Below are 19,798 nucleotides of genomic sequence, written 5' to 3' on the forward strand. Positions count from 1 at the left end.
CCTTGGTTTATTCATCTCTCTATCCAAAGACTTCCCGCAATCCTGACCCATTTTATCCACAACAGCTGCGCTATACGGTCAGTTGTGGTTGATGCAATTGTAGACGACAAATACAACATATTGGGTCGGTGTGTATTTTAAGTTCTATATGTAGTGATTTGCATCAAGGATGTTTACGGTTTTATTGATGTAGGACAAAGTAAAAATCAGAGCGTACAGATGACGGGCACTACAGCCTTTGTAAATTATTTCCAGAAAATTCTGATTAATTATTCAACAAAAACAGTAGGGTAAATCCAGGAAAACACAGCGCTGCCCGGAAAGGTTCCCCCGCAGCGTTAGCCGGATTATTCCCGTTACCGAGGGAGTGTCGGATATTCCTTCCCTCTTGCCACTGTCGCTACGGCCATGTTGTAAGGAAACCGTGATTTTGTCAGTGTGGCGGTTTTACGTTCCAGTGAAATTACGTTTCATCTGTCACTCCATCGCTCGCAGATTCATTTTCAGAGAGGGGGAAAATGGTCCTGGCACTAAGGGGCATAACCCAAAGTAATTAAGTTATGTGTGGCAGATGACATTGTTGATTGTCAGGCAGTCAGTGCCATTTCGATAACGCTGCGCGATATTTTAAGTGGGTTTAAAACATTACAACTGCTTACATAATACCGACTAAAAACAAAATGGGTAGTTGCAGAATTTAATTCTAAGTTTTAGTGTCTGACTTGATTAATATTCTATTGAAAAAACAAAATACAAATATATTAAATTGCCTTTACCTTGGTTTTCCATTTGTTTTGTTCGTTAAACTATTTATTAATACTCAACATTGCATTATTTGCAAGAATGACTGTTTGTTCTATCATGAAAATAGTTTGGTAAATTCAATGATAAAAATAAATTTATTCTTATCATTGAATTATCTTTCATCTCTTTAAATGTAATACCCGCTATCTGTTGGCCTGCTTTTAATTTTGCAAGGTCGGGATAACTGCGTGGTTACAATCAATTGGAATAACGCCATCATGGAAAATAACGAACTATCCACAGTCATTGAAAAAAGACTTGTTGCCAGATTTCTGGATATGTTCATCAAGCTTGGGCTGATCCTGGCGCTGGGCTCCTTCTGCTTTACTGTCATGTCCCCTTTCATGAATATGCTGCTGTGGGCGCTTATTTTGGCGGTCACACTGTATCCATTGCATCAGCGTTTTGCTGCCCGAATGGGTAAGAAGCAGGGCAGGGCGTCAACTGTCATGGTATTACTGGGGGTGCTATTGATCGTCGCGCCGACCGTTGCCATGCTCAGTTCTCTGGGTGATAGCGTAAGCAGACTTGTGGAAAATGTGGGCAACGATAGCCTGGTTATCTCACCTCCGTCTGAGAAGATCGCGTCTATTCCTCTTGTTGGTGAAAAAGTGCACGCCTTGTGGCTCAAGGCGTCGACAGATTTACCCAGCCTTATCAGCAGTTATCGCCCGCAGTTGGGAGATATTGCTAAGCAGGTTGTGGGTGTTCTGGCGAGCATGGGCGGCGGATTAATTGGCTTCGTCTTCTCCTTCATCGTTGCGGGCATCATGATGGCCTGGGGGGCACCCGGCGCGCGCAGCGCCGAGAGTATCGCCATCCGTATTACCGACACACAACGTGGCCTTGCGCTGACCAAACTGTGTACCAGCACCATTCGTGCCGTAGCGATGGGCGTTATCGGGGTTGCCTTCATTCAGGCGCTGCTGGCCGGTATTGTCATGGCGATTGCCGGTATTCCTGCGGTTGGCATCTTCTTCGTCCTGGCGTTGATTCTGGGGATTGCTCAGGTGCCCGTTATCCTGGTGACCGCACCTGCGATTGCCATCATGTGGATGTCTGGCGATCACGGTACGGTTCTCAATATTGTCTACACCGTTCTGCTGCTGGTTGCGGGTATGGCGGATAACGTGCTTAAACCCTTGTTGCTGGGACGTGGTGTTGATGCGCCTATGCCTGTGGTGCTGTTGGGGGCGCTGGGGGGTATGGCGGCCAATGGTATTCTCGGCATGTTCGTTGGGGCGACGTTGCTTTCCATCGGCTATCGCATCTTCATGGCCTGGGTTAACCAGGGGCCAGATGGTGTCGCGGCGAGTGGAAAAGATGTTCAATGACCGTCGCGTTGGGCGTCTCCTGTTGACAGGAGGCGCCTGCCTGCTGTTGAGCGCGTGTACCACCCTGGGGCCAGACTATAAATCGCCGCAAGTCCCGGAACTGGACCAGTGGCAGGCGAAGACCAAAAGTACGGCCGCCAACGCCTCCACACAAAATTATGACCAGTGGTGGACGCAACTCAATGACCCCACGCTAACCGCACTTATCAATGAAGCGCTGCGCAAAAACCCGGACGTTAAGATTGCCGGTCTGCGCTTACTTGAGTCACGCGCACAACTGGGCATTGCCGAAAGTCTGTTAGGGCCGCAGGCGACGGTGGGTACGGGTGAGGTGATAACGGGCGGCACGCGTCGTGATGGCCGTTACAATGACACCACCAGCTATAGCGCCGATTTTAATCTGGGTTGGGAGATCGATTTTTGGGGTAAGTTCCAGCGCGGCGTGGAATCTGCCGATGCGAGTTACTTCGCCACTCTCGCGCAGTATGACGATATTCAGGTGCTGATGGCTGCGCAAGTGGCGCAACTGTATGTGAATATCCGCACCTTAGAAGCGCGACTGCAAATTACCCGCAGCAACGCCGAAATTCAGCAACGCAGCCTGCAAATCACCGAGCGTCTGTTCCTCAGCGGCAACAGTGCTGAGCTTGACGTGCAGCAAGCGAAAACCCAATACCTCTCAACACTCTCCAGTATCCCGCAACTGGAAACCAGCCTGCGTCAGAGTCAAAACGCGCTCAGTGTGTTGCTTGCGCGCAAGCCAGGCCCGTTGCCTGAAATGGCGAGCAATACCGGCGTGCTTCCACAGGGCAATCTGGCATTGGTGTCTGAGTTACCAGCAGATCTGTTGCGCCGTCGACCTGATGTGCGGGTTGCGGAACGGCAACTGGCTGCCCAGTCGGCCCTTATCGGGGTGGCAGAAAGTGAGCTCTATCCTTCTATTTCACTGATTGGCAGTGTGGGAATCAGTGCGCGTAGTGGGACGAGCAGCACACTGTCCTGGGTGGCTGGCCCTACGTTTAGCTGGAATTTGCTCGATCAAGGGCGGCTTGGCAACCAGGTTCTGGTGCAGGATTCCCGCTTCTTGCAACTGCATGAACGCTATCGTGACGTCGTGTTTCAGGCCGCACGTGAAGTCGATGATGCCGCGATCGCCTACGCCAATGGCAAAGACGAGATTGAGCTCCTGACCCAAACAGGAGAAGCGGCTACTCGTTCACTGGAGATTGCGAATACGCAATACCGGGAAGGGATGGCCGATTTCCAGCGGGTACTGGATTCGCAACGCGCCTTGTTCAATCAACAGGAGCGCCTGGTGAACAGCCGTGGTGCCCTGATGCGCGACCTGGTAACGCTGTACAAAGCGCTGGGCGGCGGTTGGGAAAGCGGGCGGCAACGTCCGTTGGTTGATCCACAAACCGATGCGCATTTACGTCAGCGGGAGGACTGGATCCCTCTGTTAGACGCGTCTCTGCCAGCAGCAACTGATCTCAAAGAAGGTAAAAAGCAATGACCGAACCCTCATCCCCGGCGGGACAAGCGAGTCGTCGTGGCGTGATAAGTCTCCTCGCCGTGATCGTGGTGCTGCTGTGCTGGTATTTAGCGGCTGACCGACTCACACCCTATACCTCGCAGGCCAGAATTCAGGCGTTTGTTATTCCTATCTCTTCTGAGGTCGCCGGGCAAATTCAAAAAGTCTATGTGCGCGACAATCAGCAGGTGGCGCCAGGAGATCGGTTATTTGAACTTGATCCCGAGCCTTACGACATCGCCTTGTCACGCGCGCGTTCAGATTATGAAACGGTATTAAGTTCGGTCAAGGCAAACAATGAAGCCATTGCCGCTGCCAAAGCAGGCCTGCAGGCCGCGACCGCCGCTTACCAGAATGCCGCGAAAGACGCGGAACGCCAGGAGCGTTTGTACCGCGAAGATCCCGGCACTATTTCAGTCCGCCGTCTTGAAGTGGCGCAAGCCACGCGTGAAACCGCGCGTAGCCAGATGGCGGCTGCGGCGGCTGATGTACGGCGTGTAACCGAAATGGCGGGGGCGGAGGGCGACAATAATTCACAACTGCTCAGCGCGCGTTCGGCGGTTCGTAAAGCCGAACTTGACCGGAGAAATACCGTGATTGTGGCGACAAACCGTGGCCTGGTGACTGATTTGCGCACCGATGTGGGGCAGTTTCTTGGCGCGGGAGCACCGGTAATGACCCTGGTTGCCATCAACGATGTCTGGATCAGTGCGGACATGACAGAGAACAACCTCGGCAATGTGAATCCTGGCGATGAAGTCGCCATTCTGCTCGATAGCCAACCGGGACATATTTACAAAGGGCAGGTGCGCAGCATTGGCTATGGCGTCAGTGCAACGCAAAGCCAGCCGGCGGGGGTATTGCCGACTATCGACAATAACCGTGACTGGTTACGTCAGGCTCAGCGATTCCCGGTCAAGGTGGCGTTTTCTAAAGATGATTTTCCCCCGGTCGACAGTTTACGGGCGGGCGGACAAGCAGATGTGCTGGTGTACGCGAATGGCAGTGGCTTGATGAGCATTTTAGGTAGCGTCTACATACGGTTGATGAGCGTGTTCTCGTATATCTACTAAGGTGCTGCGCTATGCATAACGGAGATCGTGCGGTACTGAGGATCAGCTGCGGAACCGCGATTGCCGCGCTGGCCTGTTATAGCCTCGCGCTGCCGATGCCCCATCTGGGGTGCATCATGGCCTGGATTGTACTCTGTCAGGGCAAGCCGTTACCCCTCAAGAAAGGGGTAGTGGCGGGCCTTGGGCTGATGGCAACCATGATGGGTGGGGTATTGATAGTGCCTTTGTTAACGCACTATCCGTTGCCCGCACTCCTGCTGACCGCGTTGTTGCTTTACCTGTTGATGCTGATGTGGCTTGCAGGGAAGGGCACGCAGGCGATGTTGCTTACCACGGCGGTCACCATCATTCCCATCGCCGGGCTGATTGAGCAATCCCTTGCCGTCGGCATCGCCCAGATGATGGGACTTGGCATCATCATTGGCACGGTGGTTAACCGGATTGCTCTGGTCGTCTTTCCACCGCAGGCAACACCCGCCTCGGCGGGAAAAGCCTATGTTGCGCCGCAGTCCCCCCATCAACTGGCCCTACGTGCGGTGCTTATTGTGCTGCCAGTCTGGCTGTTGGCGTTGAGTAATCCCGCTTTCTATATTCCGGCGGTGATGAAAACAGTGATGCTTGCACAACAAACCAACACGCTTGCGGCAAAACAGGTGGGGCGTGAGCTGGTGTTGTCGACCCTGATGGGTGCGCTGTTAGCCGTGGTGTTGTGGTTTGGCTTAAGTCTTTGGCCCTCGCTTTTGATGCTGGGGCTGTGGCTTGCGCTGGTCGGCCTTTGGGTGGCACGACGAATGGTACGCCTGGTGGCTAACCGGTTTACTCCCTCCTTTTGGAGCAACGCCTGGGTCACCTGCCTCATCTTGTTTGGCCCAGCCATTCAGGATAGTGCTGCCGGCAAAGATGTCTGGTTGGCGTCTGCGATGCGTTGCTCTTTGTATGTTGCCGTTGCCCTCTATGGTTGGGCATGTGTTGTGATTCTTGAACGCTGGCGCCCGAGTGGTCGGCCTGCGGTAGAAGCCACTCCAGGAGATTAATATGTTGCTGGTTTTAGTCACAGGGATGCCCGTCATCCTGCTGAATATGTTGTTACAGTCGTGGGTTTCGATTGGCTGTATTCGTTTTTACATCAAACGTTTTCACCATCGAGAAGGGATGATAGCCGGGGTGCTGGCGCTGTTTGGCATCATTACCATTGTGCTGATGGGCAATCTGCTGCAAATCATGCTATGGGGAATTTTATTCTTGTGGCTGGGGGAGTTTTCAACGCTCAAAGAGGCGGTTTACCATTCAGGCGTTAACTTTGCCACTCTCGGTTATGGCGATATCGTGATGAGTGCAAAGTGGAAGTTGTTTGGCGTACTCGAGGCCGTGAATGGGGCGATGATGATTGGCCTGTCTGGTGCCAGCATGCTGGCGGTCTTGCAGCATCATATTCGCAAACTGCTCGGGCAAACTAAATAGCGCACCCTCGTCGCGGAACAGGCACCGGTAGCGAGCATTCCCCTTTCTCTGAGGGATGCAGATAACATCAGCTTATCTGCATCCCCTATTTTTATTTCAACAACCACCAGACCGCTTCAAAAGGTCGCAGCGTCATGGGGCCTGGAAGGTGGGCGACCTCATCGTAGTTATGCAGCAAAACCTGCCAGTTTCCGCAAAGTTGCGCAGGTTGCCACTCCTGACATTCAGAGCTCAGATTGGCGATAACCAACAGTTGCTGCCCCTGCCATTCACGACGATAACACCACAAATGTGGGCTGTTCGGTAACAGATCCTGGTAATCGCCCCAGGTCAGAATCGGCTCTTTTTTGCGCAGTGCAATCAGCTGTTGGTAGGTATAAAAGACGGAGTCTTTATCCTCCAGCGCTGCCGCGACGTTAATCTCCGCAGCGTTGTCGCACAGGTTTATCCACGGCGTGCCGTGCGTGAAACCGGCATTTTCACTGCTATCCCACTGCATTGGCGTGCGGCTGTTGTCGCGCGATTTACTGGCGAGAATGGCCAGTAGTTCATCAGCATCCTGATGTTGGGCAAGCCGCTCGGCAAACATGTTGTGGCTTTCTACGTCACGGTAGTCGGTGATGCGGGTGAAATGCGGATTGGTCATCCCGATCTCTTCGCCCTGGTAAATGTAGGGCGTGCCCTGCATGCCGTGTAGCACCATAGCCAGCATTTTCGCGGCCGGAACCCGATATTCGTTTTCATCGCCAAATCGCGAGACGATGCGCGGCTGGTCATGATTACACCAGAACAGCGCATTCCAGGCGACGTTGTGCATCCCCTGTTGCCAGTGGCGGAACAGCGCTTTTAATGCCACAAAATCGGGTTTCGCCAGCGTCCATTTTTCACCGCCGGGGTAATCGACCTTCAAATGATGAAAATTAAAGGTCATCGACAGTTCGCTGCCCTCCAGCGCGGCATAGCGTTGGCAGTGTTCCAGGGTGGTGGAAGACATTTCGCCAACGGTCATTAATCCACGAGGGGTAAACACATCGCGATTCATCTCGTGCAAGAATTCATGCGCACGCGGGCCATCGGTATAAAAACGGCGGCCATCGCCGTCGGGATCGTGCGGGAAATCCTGATTTTTTGAAATCAGGTTCACCACGTCCAGGCGCAGGCCATCGACGCCGCGATCGGCCCAGAATTCGCAAACTTTTTTCAGTTCGGCGCGGACCGCAGGATTCTCCCAGTTCAGGTCGGCCTGCTCTGGTGCAAAGAGGTGCAGATAATATTGCTCACTGTCGGCGTGCCAGTCCCAGGCGTAACCGCCAAACTTTGAGCGCCAGTTGTTGGGCCGCTCATCCGGCGTTCCGTCGCGCCAAATATAGAACTGGCGATACGGACTCTCTTTATTGAGCGCCTCTCGAAACCAGGCGTGCTGCGTCGACGAATGGTTAAACACCATATCCAGAATAATGCGGATGCCGCGTGTTTTTGCCTGCGCGACCAGTTCATCGAAGTCATCCAGCGTACCGTAGGCGGGATCAATCGCCATATAGTCGGCCACGTCGTAGCCGTTATCAATCTGCGGAGAAACGTAAAACGGCGTCAGCCAGATGGCGTCTACCCCCAGTTTTTGCAGATAGTCGAGGCGCTGCATGACGCCGCGTAAATCGCCCGTGCCGCTTCCAGTAGTGTCCTGAAAACTCCGGGGATAGATCTGGTAAATAACGCCGTTTTGCCACCAGTGGGGAAGGGTGTTCATTATTTTTTCCTGGAACAAATGCGATGGGGCGCAACGGCGCCCCACAAAAAATTAGACGATTTGCAACGTGCCCTGACGGTACTTGCGCTGATAGACGACAGAGGTCAGCACCATCGGCATGACGATCGCGACCACCATCGCCATGCCAAACACCTGCCAGTAGCTCGGTTGAATGGAGAGGATTCCCGGCAAGCCGCCGACGCCGATACCGTTCGCCATGACGCCATTCAGGCCACACAGCAATCCGGCGAGACCGGAACCGATCATCGCGCACAGCATCGGGAAACGGTATTTCAGGTTAATGCCGTACATTGCCGGTTCGGTTACCCCAAGATAGGCGGAGATCGCGGCAGGAACGGAGATCTCACGTTCGTTGTGTTTACGGCTGGAAATAATGATGCCGACAACGGCGGACGCCTGAGCGATATTCGACAGCGCAATCAGCGGCCAGACGGGTGTACCGCCCATGCTCTGGATCATCTGCATGTCGATAGCCAGCGTGGTTTGATGGACGCCGGTGATGACCAGTGGGGCATAAAGGAAGCCGAACAGCGCCGCGCCAATCGGTGCAAAACTGCCGGTCATCAGGTGACGCACAGCGAACGCAACGCCGTCGCCAATCATGCGGCCAAACGGACCGATAAATGCATGCGCGAGGAAGACCGCCAGAATCAGCGAACACACAGGCACCACCACCAGATAGAGGTAGTCCGGCACGATGCGCTTCAGGCGCGTTTCAATCAATCCGAGCGCCAGACCTGCCAGTAACGCCGGGATCACCTGCGCCTGATAACCCACTTTCGCAATGCTGAACATGCCAAAGTCCCATACCTCCGGAACCTGTTGTCCCAGCAGATAGGCATTCATCAATTGGGGAGAAACCAGCGTTACGCCGAGGACGATCCCAAGGATTGGCGTTCCGCCCATTTTCTTCACCGCAGACCAGCAGATCCCCACTGGCAGATAGAAGAAGATCGCTTCCCCGATAAGCCACAGGAAGTCGTAAAGGGTTTTCAGCGACGGATGCATTTGCGCCAGCGTCTGACCGTTGCTCATCGGCAGATCGCCAATCACGTTACGGAAACCGAGGATCAAACCCCCGCTGATTAATGCAGGCAGCAGCGGGAAGAAGATCTCGGCGAAGTGGGAGATCAACTGCTCGTGCCATTTCATGTTCTGACGGGCGGCTTTTTTCGCCTGCTCTTTGTCGGCGCTGGCCTGCCCGGTGGTCGCCAGCAGGGCTTTGTAGTAGTCGCCGACGTCGGTGCCAATCACCACCTGGAACTGACCCGCATTGGTGAAGCAGCCTTTAACCATCGGTAATTGTTCAATTTCTTTCGGTTTAGCATTTGCTGGCTGATTGAGGACAAAGCGCAGGCGGGTAATGCAGTGGCTTACGGTGGCGATGTTATCGCGCCCGCCCACCAGCGCTATCAGCTGGTCGATATCAGCTTGTTTAACTTTACTCATCATTTAGCCCCGTGGCAGATGAAGTGATGTTGTGTCGTAACCTGCCGCAAGAGTATATCTTCGTTACATTTTCTAAAATGGGAACGTTCCCGAAACGCAGCGAAGATCACAAATTACCGTGCAAAAAGTGCTCGTGTTGTCTTCAGGAGAGGGCGGAAGGGATCACGATCTGACGGGGATCGCTGCGTCCGTTGATCTGCTCGATCAGCTGCAATGCCGCTTGGCGTCCCGCTTCGGCATAGCCTGGATCGACGGTGACGATCTCCGGGTGGAGAAATTTCATCAGAGGCGTATTGCCGACGCTGGCCAGTTGCAGCGCCTCAATGCGTTGTTCCTGCAAATATTTACTGGCGCCCAACGCCAGCGTATCCGTCGCGCACACCAGCGCGGTGGTGTCCGGGGTAATGACATCCACCGCGTGATCGTAGCCTTGCTTCATGGCAAGACCCGGTAGCGCTGCAACGGGATGCAGTTGATGTTTTTTACAGAAGGCCAGGTAGGCGTCGTGGCGACGTTTACCGGTGGTGATGTCGCTATGCGGAACCCCCAGAAAACTGATATGCCGGTGACCCTGATCGTACAGGCGCTGCATCAGGGTTTTGATGGCTCCGTCATCGTCATAACAGACGGAGGCAAACCCTTTGGCATCACGAGCCAACAGTACCAGCGAAGGCTGCCAGGGGTGGAGCGTCTCTTCATTAATACCGGTAAAACCAAACAGCACGACGCCATCAATGTTCCGCCGTCTGAGCATGCCCAGATGTTCTTCTACCAATGCCGGTGAAAACTGGCTCTCCATCATAATGGGGTCGTAGCCTTGTTCATAAAAGGCGGGGAGCATGGTTTGTACCGCGAGGTTTTCAGACAACGAGTCCAGACGCGTGACGATAATGGCGACCACTTTGTCGCTCTGACCACGCATGGCGCGCGCAGAACGAGAAGGGGAAAATCCGTGCTGATTCATCACTGCTTCGACACGTTCGCGGGTCCGTTCGCTGACGCCGCTTTCGTTGTTGAGCACGCGGGAAACGGTCGATTTCCCGACGCCGCTTAAGCGGGCGATGTCTTTAATGGTCAGCCGATTTTGCATCCTGTTTTCCCGTGGTACGTCTGGTCTTTGAAAAGGAATCACTTTACTCAAGTGAGCGGCAATGGGCAAAGTCTGGTTTACGTCTGGTTTAGTCACCTTCAGTTATCATACCGCCATAATAGACACAAACCTTATGGTTTTCTGCGCATTGCGCATCATTCACTTACCGGAGGCTGTATGGATCCCGATCCCACCCCTCTCTCGCGAGGGCGAAATATTCCTTTCCGGTAAGCCTGCTTTTCACTGTCTTACCGGTGACGTAAGACAGTGACGCTCTGACGTCCCTGTTAGCACATTACATTACCCTCAGGTAAGGCATTGCCGCGCCTGACGGATTTTCTGCGCCTGTGTTATTGGGCGCGGAGGGACTGCCCATGTTTAAAAATATCACCCGTTTACTTTTTGTCCGGCTGAGCCGTCATTTACCTTATCGTCTGGTGCATCGCGATCCGTTGCCCAACGCGCAGACCGTAGCCAGTGCGCCCGTTCCTCCTTCATTAAGCGATCGCTGTCTGAAGGTCGCCGTGATGGAAGAAGAGGCGCTCTGGCAGACGTTTGACGCGCACCCGGAAGGGCTGAACCATGCTGAGGTTGAGCGCGCCCGTGAAAAATATGGCGAGAACCAGCTTCCGGCTCAGCAGCCCGCGCCATGGTGGCGGCATTTATGGATGTGTTATCGCAACCCGTTCAATATTTTGCTCACCATTCTGGGCGGGATCTCCTATGCCACCGAAGATCTGTTCGCTGCTGGCGTAATTGCCCTGATGGTCGTCATTTCCACGCTGTTGAATTTTGTGCAGGAAGCGCGCTCGACGAAAGCGGCGGATGCGCTGAAGGCGATGGTCAGTAATACGGCGACGGTGCTGCGCGTGATAAACGACACCGGAGAGAACGGCTGGATTGAGTTGCCCATCGACCAACTGGTGCCGGGCGATATCATCAAACTGGCGGCGGGCGATATGATCCCGGCCGACCTGCGCGTCTTTCAGGCACGTGATCTGTTTGTTGCACAGGCCTCTCTGACGGGCGAGTCGCTGCCTGTCGAGAAAGTGGCGATGACGCGTGACCCGCAGCAAAGCAATCCGCTTGAGTGCGACACGCTGTGTTTTATGGGCACCAATGTGGTGAGCGGCACGGCGCAGGCGATGGTCATGGCGACGGGTGCCAATACCTGGTTTGGTCAACTGGCGGGAAGCGTCACCGAACAGGAAAGCGAGCAGAACGCTTTTCAAAAAGGCATTAGTCGCGTCAGTATGCTGTTGATTCGCTTCATGTTGGTGATGGCGCCTGTGGTGCTGATCATTAACGGTTATACCAAAGGCGACTGGTGGGAGGCGGCGCTCTTTGCGCTGTCGGTGGCCGTTGGCTTAACGCCGGAAATGCTGCCGATGATTGTCACCTCCACCCTGGCGCGTGGCGCGGTGAAGCTTTCAAAACAGAAGGTGATTGTCAAACATCTCGACGCCATCCAGAACTTTGGTGCGATGGACATTCTCTGCACCGATAAAACCGGCACGCTGACGCAGGATAAAATTGCGCTGGAGAATCACACCGATATTTCAGGAAAACCCAGCGAACGCGTGTTGCATTGCGCCTGGTTGAACAGCCATTACCAGACCGGGCTGAAGAATTTACTCGATACCGCCGTGCTGGAAGGGGTCGATGAAGCGGCTGCGCGCCAGCTTTCCGGTCGCTGGCAGAAAATTGACGAAATCCCGTTTGATTTTGAACGCCGCCGGATGTCGGTGGTGGTGGCAGAAGAGGCCAGTGTGCATCAACTGGTGTGCAAAGGGGCGTTGCAGGAGATCCTCAGTGTCTGCACCCAGGTGCGGCACAACGGCGATATTGTGCCGCTGGATGACAATATGTTGCGGCGGGTTAAGCGTGTGACTGACACCCTGAACCGACAGGGACTGCGCGTGGTGGCGGTGGCGACAAAATACCTGCCCGCGCGGGAAGGGGACTATCAGCGTATTGATGAGTCTGATCTGATCCTTGAGGGCTATATCGCGTTTCTTGATCCCCCGAAAGAGAGCACTGCACCGGCGCTGAACGCGTTGAAAGCCAGCGGGATAGGCGTAAAAATCCTCACCGGAGACAGTGAGCTGGTGGCGGCAAAAGTCTGCCACGACGTCGGGCTGGATGTGGGAGAGGTGGTTGTTGGTAGCGACATCGAACGACTCAGCGATGATGAACTGGCGAATCTGGCGCTGCGCACCACGCTGTTTGCGCGCCTGACGCCGATGCACAAAGAGCGCATCGTCACGTTGCTGAAACGCGAAGGGCATGTGGTCGGGTTTATGGGCGACGGTATCAATGACGCGCCCGCATTGCGTGCTGCCGACATTGGTATTTCCGTTGATGGTGCGGTGGACATTGCCCGTGAAGCCGCTGATATCATTCTGCTGGAAAAAAGCCTGATGGTACTGGAAGAAGGGGTAATAGAGGGGCGGCGTACCTTCTCTAATATGCTGAAGTACATCAAGATGACCGCCAGCTCTAACTTCGGTAATGTCTTCAGCGTGCTGGTGGCGAGCGCCTTCCTGCCGTTCCTGCCCATGTTGCCGCTACACTTACTGATTCAAAACCTGCTGTACGATGTATCCCAGGTGGCGATCCCGTTTGATAACGTTGATGAGGAGCAGATCCAAAAGCCACAGCGCTGGAATCCCGCCGATCTTGGGCGCTTTATGCTGTTCTTTGGGCCGATCAGTTCGATCTTTGACATTCTGACGTTTTGTTTAATGTGGTGGGTATTTCACGCCAATGTGCCGGAAGCGCAAACCTTGTTCCAGTCAGGCTGGTTTGTGGTGGGGTTGCTGTCGCAAACATTGATTGTGCATATGATCCGTACTCGCCGCGTGCCGTTTATTCAGAGCCGCGCCGCATGGCCATTAATGCTGATGACATTGCTGGTGATGGTCGTGGGAATTGCGTTGCCGTTCTCACCGCTGGCAAGTTATCTGCAATTGCAGGCGTTACCGCTGAGCTATTTCCCATGGCTGGTGGCTATTCTGGTGGGGTATATGACGCTGACGCAGTGGGTGAAGGGGTTTTATAGTCGGCGTTACGGTTGGCAGTGATCTGTTTTGCCGGACTGTTAGCGCCATCCGGCAATCGTAATCCGGGCATTAGCGCCCGGATTTTATCGCTTAGCGACGAACGGCAATCGCTTCGATTTCAATTTTCACGTCTTTCGGCAGACGTGCCACTTCGACGCAAGAACGCGCAGGGAAGGTGGCATTGTGCTCAGTGAAGAAAGCTTCGTACGTGGCGTTCACGGTGGCAAAGTCGTTCAGATCTTTGACGAACACGGTGGTTTTAACGATGTCGCCTGCTTTCAGGCCTGCGGCTTCGACGATAGCTTTTACGTTATCCAGCGACTGACGCGCCTGAGCGGACACGTCTTCCGGTACGCTGCCGGTTTTTGGATCAACCGGGATCTGACCGGAAGTGATGATCATGCTGCCCAGGTCTACGCCCTGAACATATGGGCCGATTGCTGCTGGTGCATTTTCCGTCGCGATAGTTTTGCTCATGATATCTCCTGAATTACAGCGGTAATTGAGGCTGCATCAATCCACTTGAGGGATGCAGCCTCATGTCCCGGTCATTATAGGGAGCCGGGAATCCATAACCAACCCCAATTAGTTGGCGAGCACCACATAATGAGAAAACTCTTTTTCACAGTATTTGCATTTGAGTGCAATGTCGTCTACGCGTTTTTTCACTGAAAAACTGGAAGAAACCGGTTCTGCATGGCTGATACAGTTGCTGTTCGGGCAGACCAGCACGCTTTCGATACGCTCCGGCAGGCTGGGGCGGGATTTGCCCACAACGTCGTAATCATCAATGCGATTCACGGTGGCTTGCGGTGCGTACAGAGAGAGTTGGTTTACCTGCTCATCGGTCAGAAACGTGTTCTCAATTTTGATAAGGTCTTTGCGGCCCATTTCGCCCGACGGCAGATTAAGACCGATGGTGATGCGCTGGTCTGTTTCGGTCAGCTTGAACAGGGTCAGTAGCTTAAAACCGACCTGAGCGGGAATGTGGTCAATCACGGTGCCGCGTTTGATTGCTTCAACCTGAAGTTTGTTATCGTGTGTCATCTCTTTTCCCCTTACAGTGCCAGATCGCGATTCAGAACCAGTGCCAGTAACGCCTGGCGAGCGAAAATGCCGTTTCCAGCTTGCTGGAAGTACCAGGCGTGCGGTGTTTTGTCGACGTCGGTGGTGATCTCATCAATACGCGGCAGCGGGTGCAGAACCTTCATGTTTTCACGTGCGCCGTTCAGGTCGCTGGCGCGCAGGACAAACTGCGCTTTGACGTTGGCGTATTCAGAGGGGTCCAGGCGCTCTTTCTGCACGCGGGTCATATACAGAATGTCCACCTCAGCCATCACCTCTTCGAAGTTGCCGTGCAGACTCCAGGCAATGCCTTTCTCATCGAGCATATCAAGAATGTACTGCGGCATGGCCAGCGCATCCGGGGCGATGAAGTAGAAGCGATTACCTTCGAACTTTGCCAGCGCCTGCGTCAGAGAGTGCACGGTACGACCATATTTCAGGTCGCCGACCATCGCGATGTTCAGGTTATCCAGACGGCCTTGTGTCTCCTGAATGGTGAACAAATCCAGCAGCGTTTGGGTCGGATGCTGGTTAGAGCCGTCACCCGCATTCAAGACCGGTACGGTGCCGGAAAACTCGGTGGCCAGACGCGCTGCGCCTTCCTGTGGGTGGCGCATGACGATAGCGTCAACATAGGTGCTGATGACGGAAATGGTGTCCGCCAGCGTCTCGCCCTTTTTACCCAGAGAGGTGTTGCTGCTGTCGGAGAATCCGACCACGCTGGCACCCAGGCGGTGCATTGAGGTTTCGAATGATAAGCGGGTACGGGTTGAAGCCTCAAAGAAACAGCTGGCGATTACTTTGTGTTTAAGCAGCTCCGGCTGCGGGTTGGTTTTTAATTTCGCCGCGGTCGCCAGGACCAGATTGAGGTCATCGCGACTAAGGTCGTTTATGGAAATGATGTGTTTTTGATATAGCGGGTTAGCCATGTTTATCTCCTGACGCCTGGGCAAAAAAAAGCCCCTCAATTGAGGGGCTGGGAATAGGTGATCAACGGAAAGAAAAACGGCAGTCCGGCGTCTGTTTTCAGACGCGGTAAGACAGAATGTCGAACACACTGGACCATACTTCCTCCCGGCAAATTGTCCGCGATTATACTCAGCTCCGTTATGGGATCAAGCGATTAATGCACAAATTCCATAAGGAAAACGATTGAGGTGAGTGGAGTGGCGTTTTTACTGCATTTTTATTCGCTGCCAGAGCGACTGCCAAACGTGGCGAAAAACATGCGCTGTCGCAAAACATGATGAAATAGCGATGGTATGGCCGCTGTTTTTTTCGTATAACCTTTAAAATGAAACGATGTTTTAATTAAGGGGTGTAGGATGATCACAGGCAATATCCACAATCTGCAATCCTGGCTGCCGGAAGAGCTGCGCCAGGCTATTGAATATATCAAAGCAAACGTGACGGATGCGACTGAAAAGGGTAAGCATGATATCGACGGTAACCGCCTGTTCTATCTGATCTCAGAAGATATGACGGAACCGTTTGAGAAGCGCCGTGCCGAATTCCACGCCCGCTACCTCGATATTCAGATTGTCTTAAAAGGTCAGGAAGGGATGACATTCAGTACACAACCTGCGGGTGTGCCGGAGACGGACTGGCTGGCGGACAAAGACATTGCGTTTTTGCCTGAAGGCATTGAGGAAAAAACCGTCGTGCTGAGCGAAGGCGATTTCGTGGTGTTTTATCCAGGCGAAGTGCATAAGCCGCTGTGCGCGGTGGGCGCACCAGCGACAGTGCGTAAGGCTGTCGTGAAGATGCTGGTGCAGTAGAGGCATCTGAGTAAGCTTTTCCACTCACCCTCTCCCCATTGGGGATAGGGTGAGGATCCCAGACCATACCTTCCCCCGTTACATCCCGTTGCTTCCCATTTTGTGATCAAGTCTAAAAAACGCACAGACACCCCATTCCTCTGATTTACCTCTACGCACCGCCTGGATTACAGTGAAGTTAATTTAATGAACGCTGTTCTATAATATAGAACAAAGCCCTGATAAGGAGTTCCCATGGAACCAGCAGTGCAGTTCTCAGGCATTATTCCCCCGGTTTCGACGCTCTTTACGCCTGAAGGGCAATTCGACCCTCAACGCACCAGCGTACTGATTGACGACCTCATCACGGCGGGCGTGGATGGCCTTTTCTTCCTGGGTAGCGGGGGCGAATTCTCCCAGCTCTCGGTTGATGAACGTAAAGCCATCGCTGAGTTTGTTACGGAGCATGTGAATAAACGCGTGCCTGTGCTGATTGGTACCGGTGGCACCAACGCACGCGAGACCATCGCCCTGAGCCAGCATGCAGAACGTTGTGGCGCGGACGGCGTGGTGGTGATTAACCCGTATTACTGGAAAGTCTCGGAAGAGAATGTGATCCACTACTACCAGCAGGTGGCAGACAGCATTGCGCTGCCGATCATTCTCTATAACTTCCCGGCATTGACCGGGCAGGATCTCACTCCTGCCATCGTCAAGCGCCTGGTGGCGTCGCGCAACAATATCGTCGGCATTAAAGACACTATTGATTCTGTCGCCCATATCCGCAGCATGATCAACACCGTTAAGGCCGACTATCCCCACTTCTGCGTACTGTGCGGCTACGACGACCATCTCTTTAATACCTTATTGATGGGCGGCGATGGCGCGATTTCAGCCAGCGTGAATTTTGCGCCGCACTTGTCGGTAAACCTGCATCGCGCTTTCCTTGGCGGCGACCTCGGCACGGCGGCGAAAATTCATCAGAAGTTGGTGCAGGTACCGCAAATTTATCAACTCGATACACCGTTCGTGAATGTGATCAAAGAAGCGATGGTGCTGTGCGGGCGTGAGATGTCGACCTGGACGATGCCGCCTGCTGGCGTGCTGGATGACGGGCGTCGTGAGCAGCTAAAAGCGCTGCTTAAACGCCTTGAACTCTGCTGATCGGGAGCGCGCGAATCATGAGTATTAACGCTATTTTCACGCCGCAGGATGAACCGTTCTATGCGGTAAAAACGCACGCAGCGGGGCCACAGGGCGCGCTGCCGCTGACGCCGCAAATGCTGCTGGAGTCACCCAGCGGCAATCTTTTTGGCATGACACAAAACGCCGGGATGGGTTGGGATGCCAATAAACTCACCGGCAGAGAAGTGCTGTTGATTGGCACACAGGGCGGCATTCGCCACTCTGACGGTCGCCCTATCGCGCTGGGTTACCACACCGGGCATTGGGAGATTGGCCTGCAAATGTCAGCCGCGGCGAAAGAGATTACGCGTCTGAACGGTATCCCGTTTGCCGCGTTTGTCAGCGACCCGTGTGACGGGCGATCGCAGGGCACCCACGGTATGTTCGATTCACTGCCTTATCGCAATGATGCGGCAATTGTCTTTCGTCGCCTGATTCGCTCATTACCGACGCGACGGGCGGTGATCGGCGTCGCCACCTGCGATAAAGGGCTGCCAGCAACCATGATTGCGCTGGCATCAATGCACGATCTGCCGGTGATCCTTGTACCGGGCGGAGCGACGCTGCCGCCAACCTTTGGCGAAGATGCCGGGAAAATTCAGACCATCGGCGCGCGCTACGCGAATGATGAAATCAGCCTGAAAGAGGCCTCCGAGCTGGGTTGTCGCGCCTGCGCATCGCCCGGCGGCGGCTGTCAGTTCCTGGGTACGGCGGGGACGTCTCAGGTGGTCGCGGAGGCATTAGGGCTGGCGCTGCCGCACTCGGCGTTGGCACCATCGGGCCAGGATGTCTGGCTGGAGATCGCCCGCCAGTCGGCACGTGCTGTGATGGCGCTCGATGAAAAAGGCATTACTGCGCGCGACATTCTGACCGACAAAGCGATCGAGAATGCGATGGTGGTGCATGCGGCCTTTGGCGGCTCGACCAACCTGTTGTTGCATATCCCGGCCATCGCTCATGCAGCGAAATGTCGCCTGCCGGATGTAGCGCAGTGGAGTACCATCAATCGCAAGGTGCCACGGTTGGTGAGTGTGCTGCCCAACGGGCCGGATTATCACCCGACGGTGCGGGCGTTCCTTGCGGGGGGCGTACCGGAGGTGATGCTGCATTTGCGCCGACTGGGGCTGCTGCATGAAGATGTGATGACGGTGACTGGGCAGACGCTTGGTGAAAACCTTGACTGGTGGGAACACTCGGAGCGGCGCGAAAGATTCCGCCACTGCCTGCGCGAGCAGGACGGTGTTGAACCGGATGAGGTGATTCTGTCGCCGGAAGGGGCGAAGGCCAAAGGGATGACCTCAACGGTTGCATTCCCGGTAGGCAACATCGCGCCGGAGGGTTCGGTTATTAAAGCGACGGCAATTGATCCTTCTGTCGTGGATGACGACGGTATTTATCGCCACACGGGTGAGGCGCGGGTCTTTGTCTCGGAAGAGGCGGCGATCAAAGCCATCAAGCAGGGGCAGATACGCCAGGGCGATATTATGGTGATTATCGGCGGCGGCCCTTCCGGTACAGGAATGGAGGAGACCTACCAGCTGACTTCGGCACTGAAACATATCTCTTGGGGGAAAACTGTTTCGCTGATTACCGATGCACGCTTCTCGGGTGTGTCGACCGGGGCGTGTCTGGGGCATGTTGCGCCGGAAGCGCTGGCGGGTGGGCCGATCGGTAAATTGCGCGATGGTGATCACATTGAGATCGTGGTTGATCGCTTGTCGCTAAAAGGCAGTGTGAACTTCATTGGTAGCGCGGAGGCACAATTGACGCCGGAGGAAGGTGAAGCGGTGCTGGCAGCACGCGAGCTGCATCCAGGTCTGAAGGCTCACGACTACCTGCCTGATGACACGCGCCTGTGGGCCGCGCTGCAGGCGGTCAGCGGCGGTACCTGGAAAGGATGCATCTACGATACGGATAAAATTATTGAGGTTATTAATGCCGGGAAAAAAGCACTTGGTATTTAAATAATATTAATTTTTTTAATTAACCACCGGGTAAATATATCCGGTGGTTAATCACGTCTGATATAAAATTAATATCTCACAAATTCTTTTTGTTGAATAAAGTGAACCGTTATCACAGAAGTTAAAATACATAATCACTAAATCAAAAATGATAATTGCTGATACTAAAAATAAATTTCTACAATGGCACTCTGCAAGAATCATCTAATAAACATACGAATAAAGGGTGTATTCCTTACAAAGTGCGCGTTATGC

The 19,798-nt window shown here is 54.0% G+C and carries 17 protein-coding genes and 1 pseudogene; 11 read left to right on the forward strand and 7 right to left on the reverse strand.

The annotated features are described in order from the left end of the window. Window positions 1-1,022: 1,022 nt before the first annotated feature. The 5 genes from AC07UY_RS14010 to AC07UY_RS14030 are packed head-to-tail and all read left to right on the forward strand — an operon-like array spanning window position 1,023 to window position 6,203. Window positions 1,023-2,138, forward strand: a complete 1,116-nt coding sequence (locus AC07UY_RS14010; protein WP_494661246.1) for an AI-2E family transporter — start codon at window positions 1,023-1,025, stop codon at window positions 2,136-2,138. Further along, window positions 2,128-3,651: an efflux transporter outer membrane subunit gene (locus tag AC07UY_RS14015; RefSeq protein ID WP_494661245.1), complete on the forward strand. Its 1,524-nt coding sequence runs from the start codon at window positions 2,128-2,130 to the stop codon at window positions 3,649-3,651. The genes AC07UY_RS14010 and AC07UY_RS14015 overlap by 11 nt, the downstream gene beginning before the upstream one ends. Next, window positions 3,648-4,742 carry an HlyD family secretion protein gene (locus AC07UY_RS14020; protein ID WP_494661212.1) on the forward strand — a complete coding sequence of 365 codons (1,095 nt, stop codon included), beginning with the start codon at window positions 3,648-3,650 and terminating at the stop codon, window positions 4,740-4,742. The genes AC07UY_RS14015 and AC07UY_RS14020 overlap by 4 nt, the downstream gene beginning before the upstream one ends. A gap of 11 nt (window positions 4,743-4,753) precedes the next feature. Next, a complete protein-coding gene (locus tag AC07UY_RS14025) occupies window positions 4,754-5,776 on the forward strand; it encodes a DUF2955 domain-containing protein (protein WP_494701422.1) in 1,023 nt (340 codons plus the stop codon). A gap of 1 nt (window position 5,777) precedes the next feature. Then, window positions 5,778-6,203 carry an ion channel gene (locus AC07UY_RS14030; RefSeq protein WP_494661210.1) on the forward strand — a complete coding sequence of 142 codons (426 nt, stop codon included), beginning with the start codon at window positions 5,778-5,780 and terminating at the stop codon, window positions 6,201-6,203. Window positions 6,204-6,294: 91 nt separating this feature from the next. Here the strand turns inward: AC07UY_RS14030 and treC are convergent, their stop codons facing one another. From treC to treR, 3 genes are all read right to left on the reverse strand, one after another. Beyond that, the gene (treC, locus tag AC07UY_RS14035) at window positions 6,295-7,950 is read right to left on the reverse strand and encodes an alpha,alpha-phosphotrehalase (RefSeq protein ID WP_494701421.1); all 1,656 of its coding nucleotides are present in this window, start codon (window positions 7,948-7,950) and stop codon (window positions 6,295-6,297) included. Between the two features lie 51 nt (window positions 7,951-8,001). Continuing rightward, window positions 8,002-9,420, reverse strand: coding sequence for a PTS trehalose transporter subunit IIBC (treB, locus tag AC07UY_RS14040; RefSeq protein WP_494701444.1), 1,419 nt, complete (start codon window positions 9,418-9,420; stop codon window positions 8,002-8,004). A 142-nt stretch (window positions 9,421-9,562) separates the two neighbouring features. Further along, window positions 9,563-10,510 (reverse strand): trehalose operon repressor TreR, encoded by a 948-nt coding sequence (gene treR / locus AC07UY_RS14045; protein WP_203359131.1) that lies wholly within the window; start codon window positions 10,508-10,510, stop codon window positions 9,563-9,565. Between the two features lie 177 nt (window positions 10,511-10,687). Between treR and mgtL the strand changes: the two genes are divergently transcribed. Beyond that, on the forward strand, window positions 10,688-10,741 hold the full coding sequence (mgtL, locus tag AC07UY_RS14050; protein ID WP_494661243.1) for a mgtA regulatory leader peptide MgtL: 54 nt from the start codon (window positions 10,688-10,690) through the stop codon (window positions 10,739-10,741). Window positions 10,742-10,884: 143 nt separating this feature from the next. Further along, complete coding sequence (gene mgtA, locus AC07UY_RS14055) at window positions 10,885-13,593, forward strand: magnesium-translocating P-type ATPase (protein WP_494701420.1); 2,709 nt, start codon at window positions 10,885-10,887, stop codon at window positions 13,591-13,593. A 69-nt stretch (window positions 13,594-13,662) separates the two neighbouring features. Here the strand turns inward: mgtA and ridA are convergent, their stop codons facing one another. The 4 genes from ridA to pyrL all read right to left on the reverse strand — a co-directional run bounded on the left by ridA (window position 13,663) and on the right by pyrL (window position 15,703). Further along, window positions 13,663-14,049: a 2-iminobutanoate/2-iminopropanoate deaminase gene (gene ridA, locus AC07UY_RS14060; protein ID WP_494701419.1), complete on the reverse strand. Its 387-nt coding sequence runs from the start codon at window positions 14,047-14,049 to the stop codon at window positions 13,663-13,665. A 108-nt stretch (window positions 14,050-14,157) separates the two neighbouring features. Then, complete coding sequence (gene pyrI, locus AC07UY_RS14065) at window positions 14,158-14,619, reverse strand: aspartate carbamoyltransferase regulatory subunit (protein WP_192610888.1); 462 nt, start codon at window positions 14,617-14,619, stop codon at window positions 14,158-14,160. Between the two features lie 11 nt (window positions 14,620-14,630). Next, window positions 14,631-15,566, reverse strand: coding sequence for an aspartate carbamoyltransferase (gene pyrB, locus AC07UY_RS14070; protein ID WP_192610889.1), 936 nt, complete (start codon window positions 15,564-15,566; stop codon window positions 14,631-14,633). A 35-nt stretch (window positions 15,567-15,601) separates the two neighbouring features. After that, window positions 15,602-15,703 carry a pyr operon leader peptide gene (gene pyrL, locus AC07UY_RS14075; protein WP_192610890.1) on the reverse strand — a complete coding sequence of 34 codons (102 nt, stop codon included), beginning with the start codon at window positions 15,701-15,703 and terminating at the stop codon, window positions 15,602-15,604. Here pyrL and AC07UY_RS14080 point away from each other — a divergent pair. The 4 genes and pseudogenes from AC07UY_RS14080 to AC07UY_RS14095 form a co-directional block, all read left to right on the forward strand. Continuing rightward, window positions 15,683-15,769 (forward strand): annotated as a pseudogene (locus tag AC07UY_RS14080) (hypothetical protein); the annotation flags it as partial. The gene pyrL and the pseudogene AC07UY_RS14080 sit on opposite strands and share 21 nt — an antisense overlap. Window positions 15,770-15,962: 193 nt before the next feature. Then, window positions 15,963-16,415, forward strand: coding sequence for a YhcH/YjgK/YiaL family protein (locus AC07UY_RS14085; RefSeq protein ID WP_494661206.1), 453 nt, complete (start codon window positions 15,963-15,965; stop codon window positions 16,413-16,415). A gap of 234 nt (window positions 16,416-16,649) precedes the next feature. Further along, a complete protein-coding gene (locus tag AC07UY_RS14090; protein ID WP_494701418.1) occupies window positions 16,650-17,558 on the forward strand; it encodes a dihydrodipicolinate synthase family protein in 909 nt (302 codons plus the stop codon). A gap of 17 nt (window positions 17,559-17,575) precedes the next feature. Then, window positions 17,576-19,543: a YjhG/YagF family D-xylonate dehydratase gene (locus AC07UY_RS14095; protein ID WP_494661204.1), complete on the forward strand. Its 1,968-nt coding sequence runs from the start codon at window positions 17,576-17,578 to the stop codon at window positions 19,541-19,543. Window positions 19,544-19,798: the final 255 nt, after the last annotated feature.

The sequence above is a fragment of the Citrobacter sp. GW821-FHT02E08 genome (assembly GCF_059421685.1).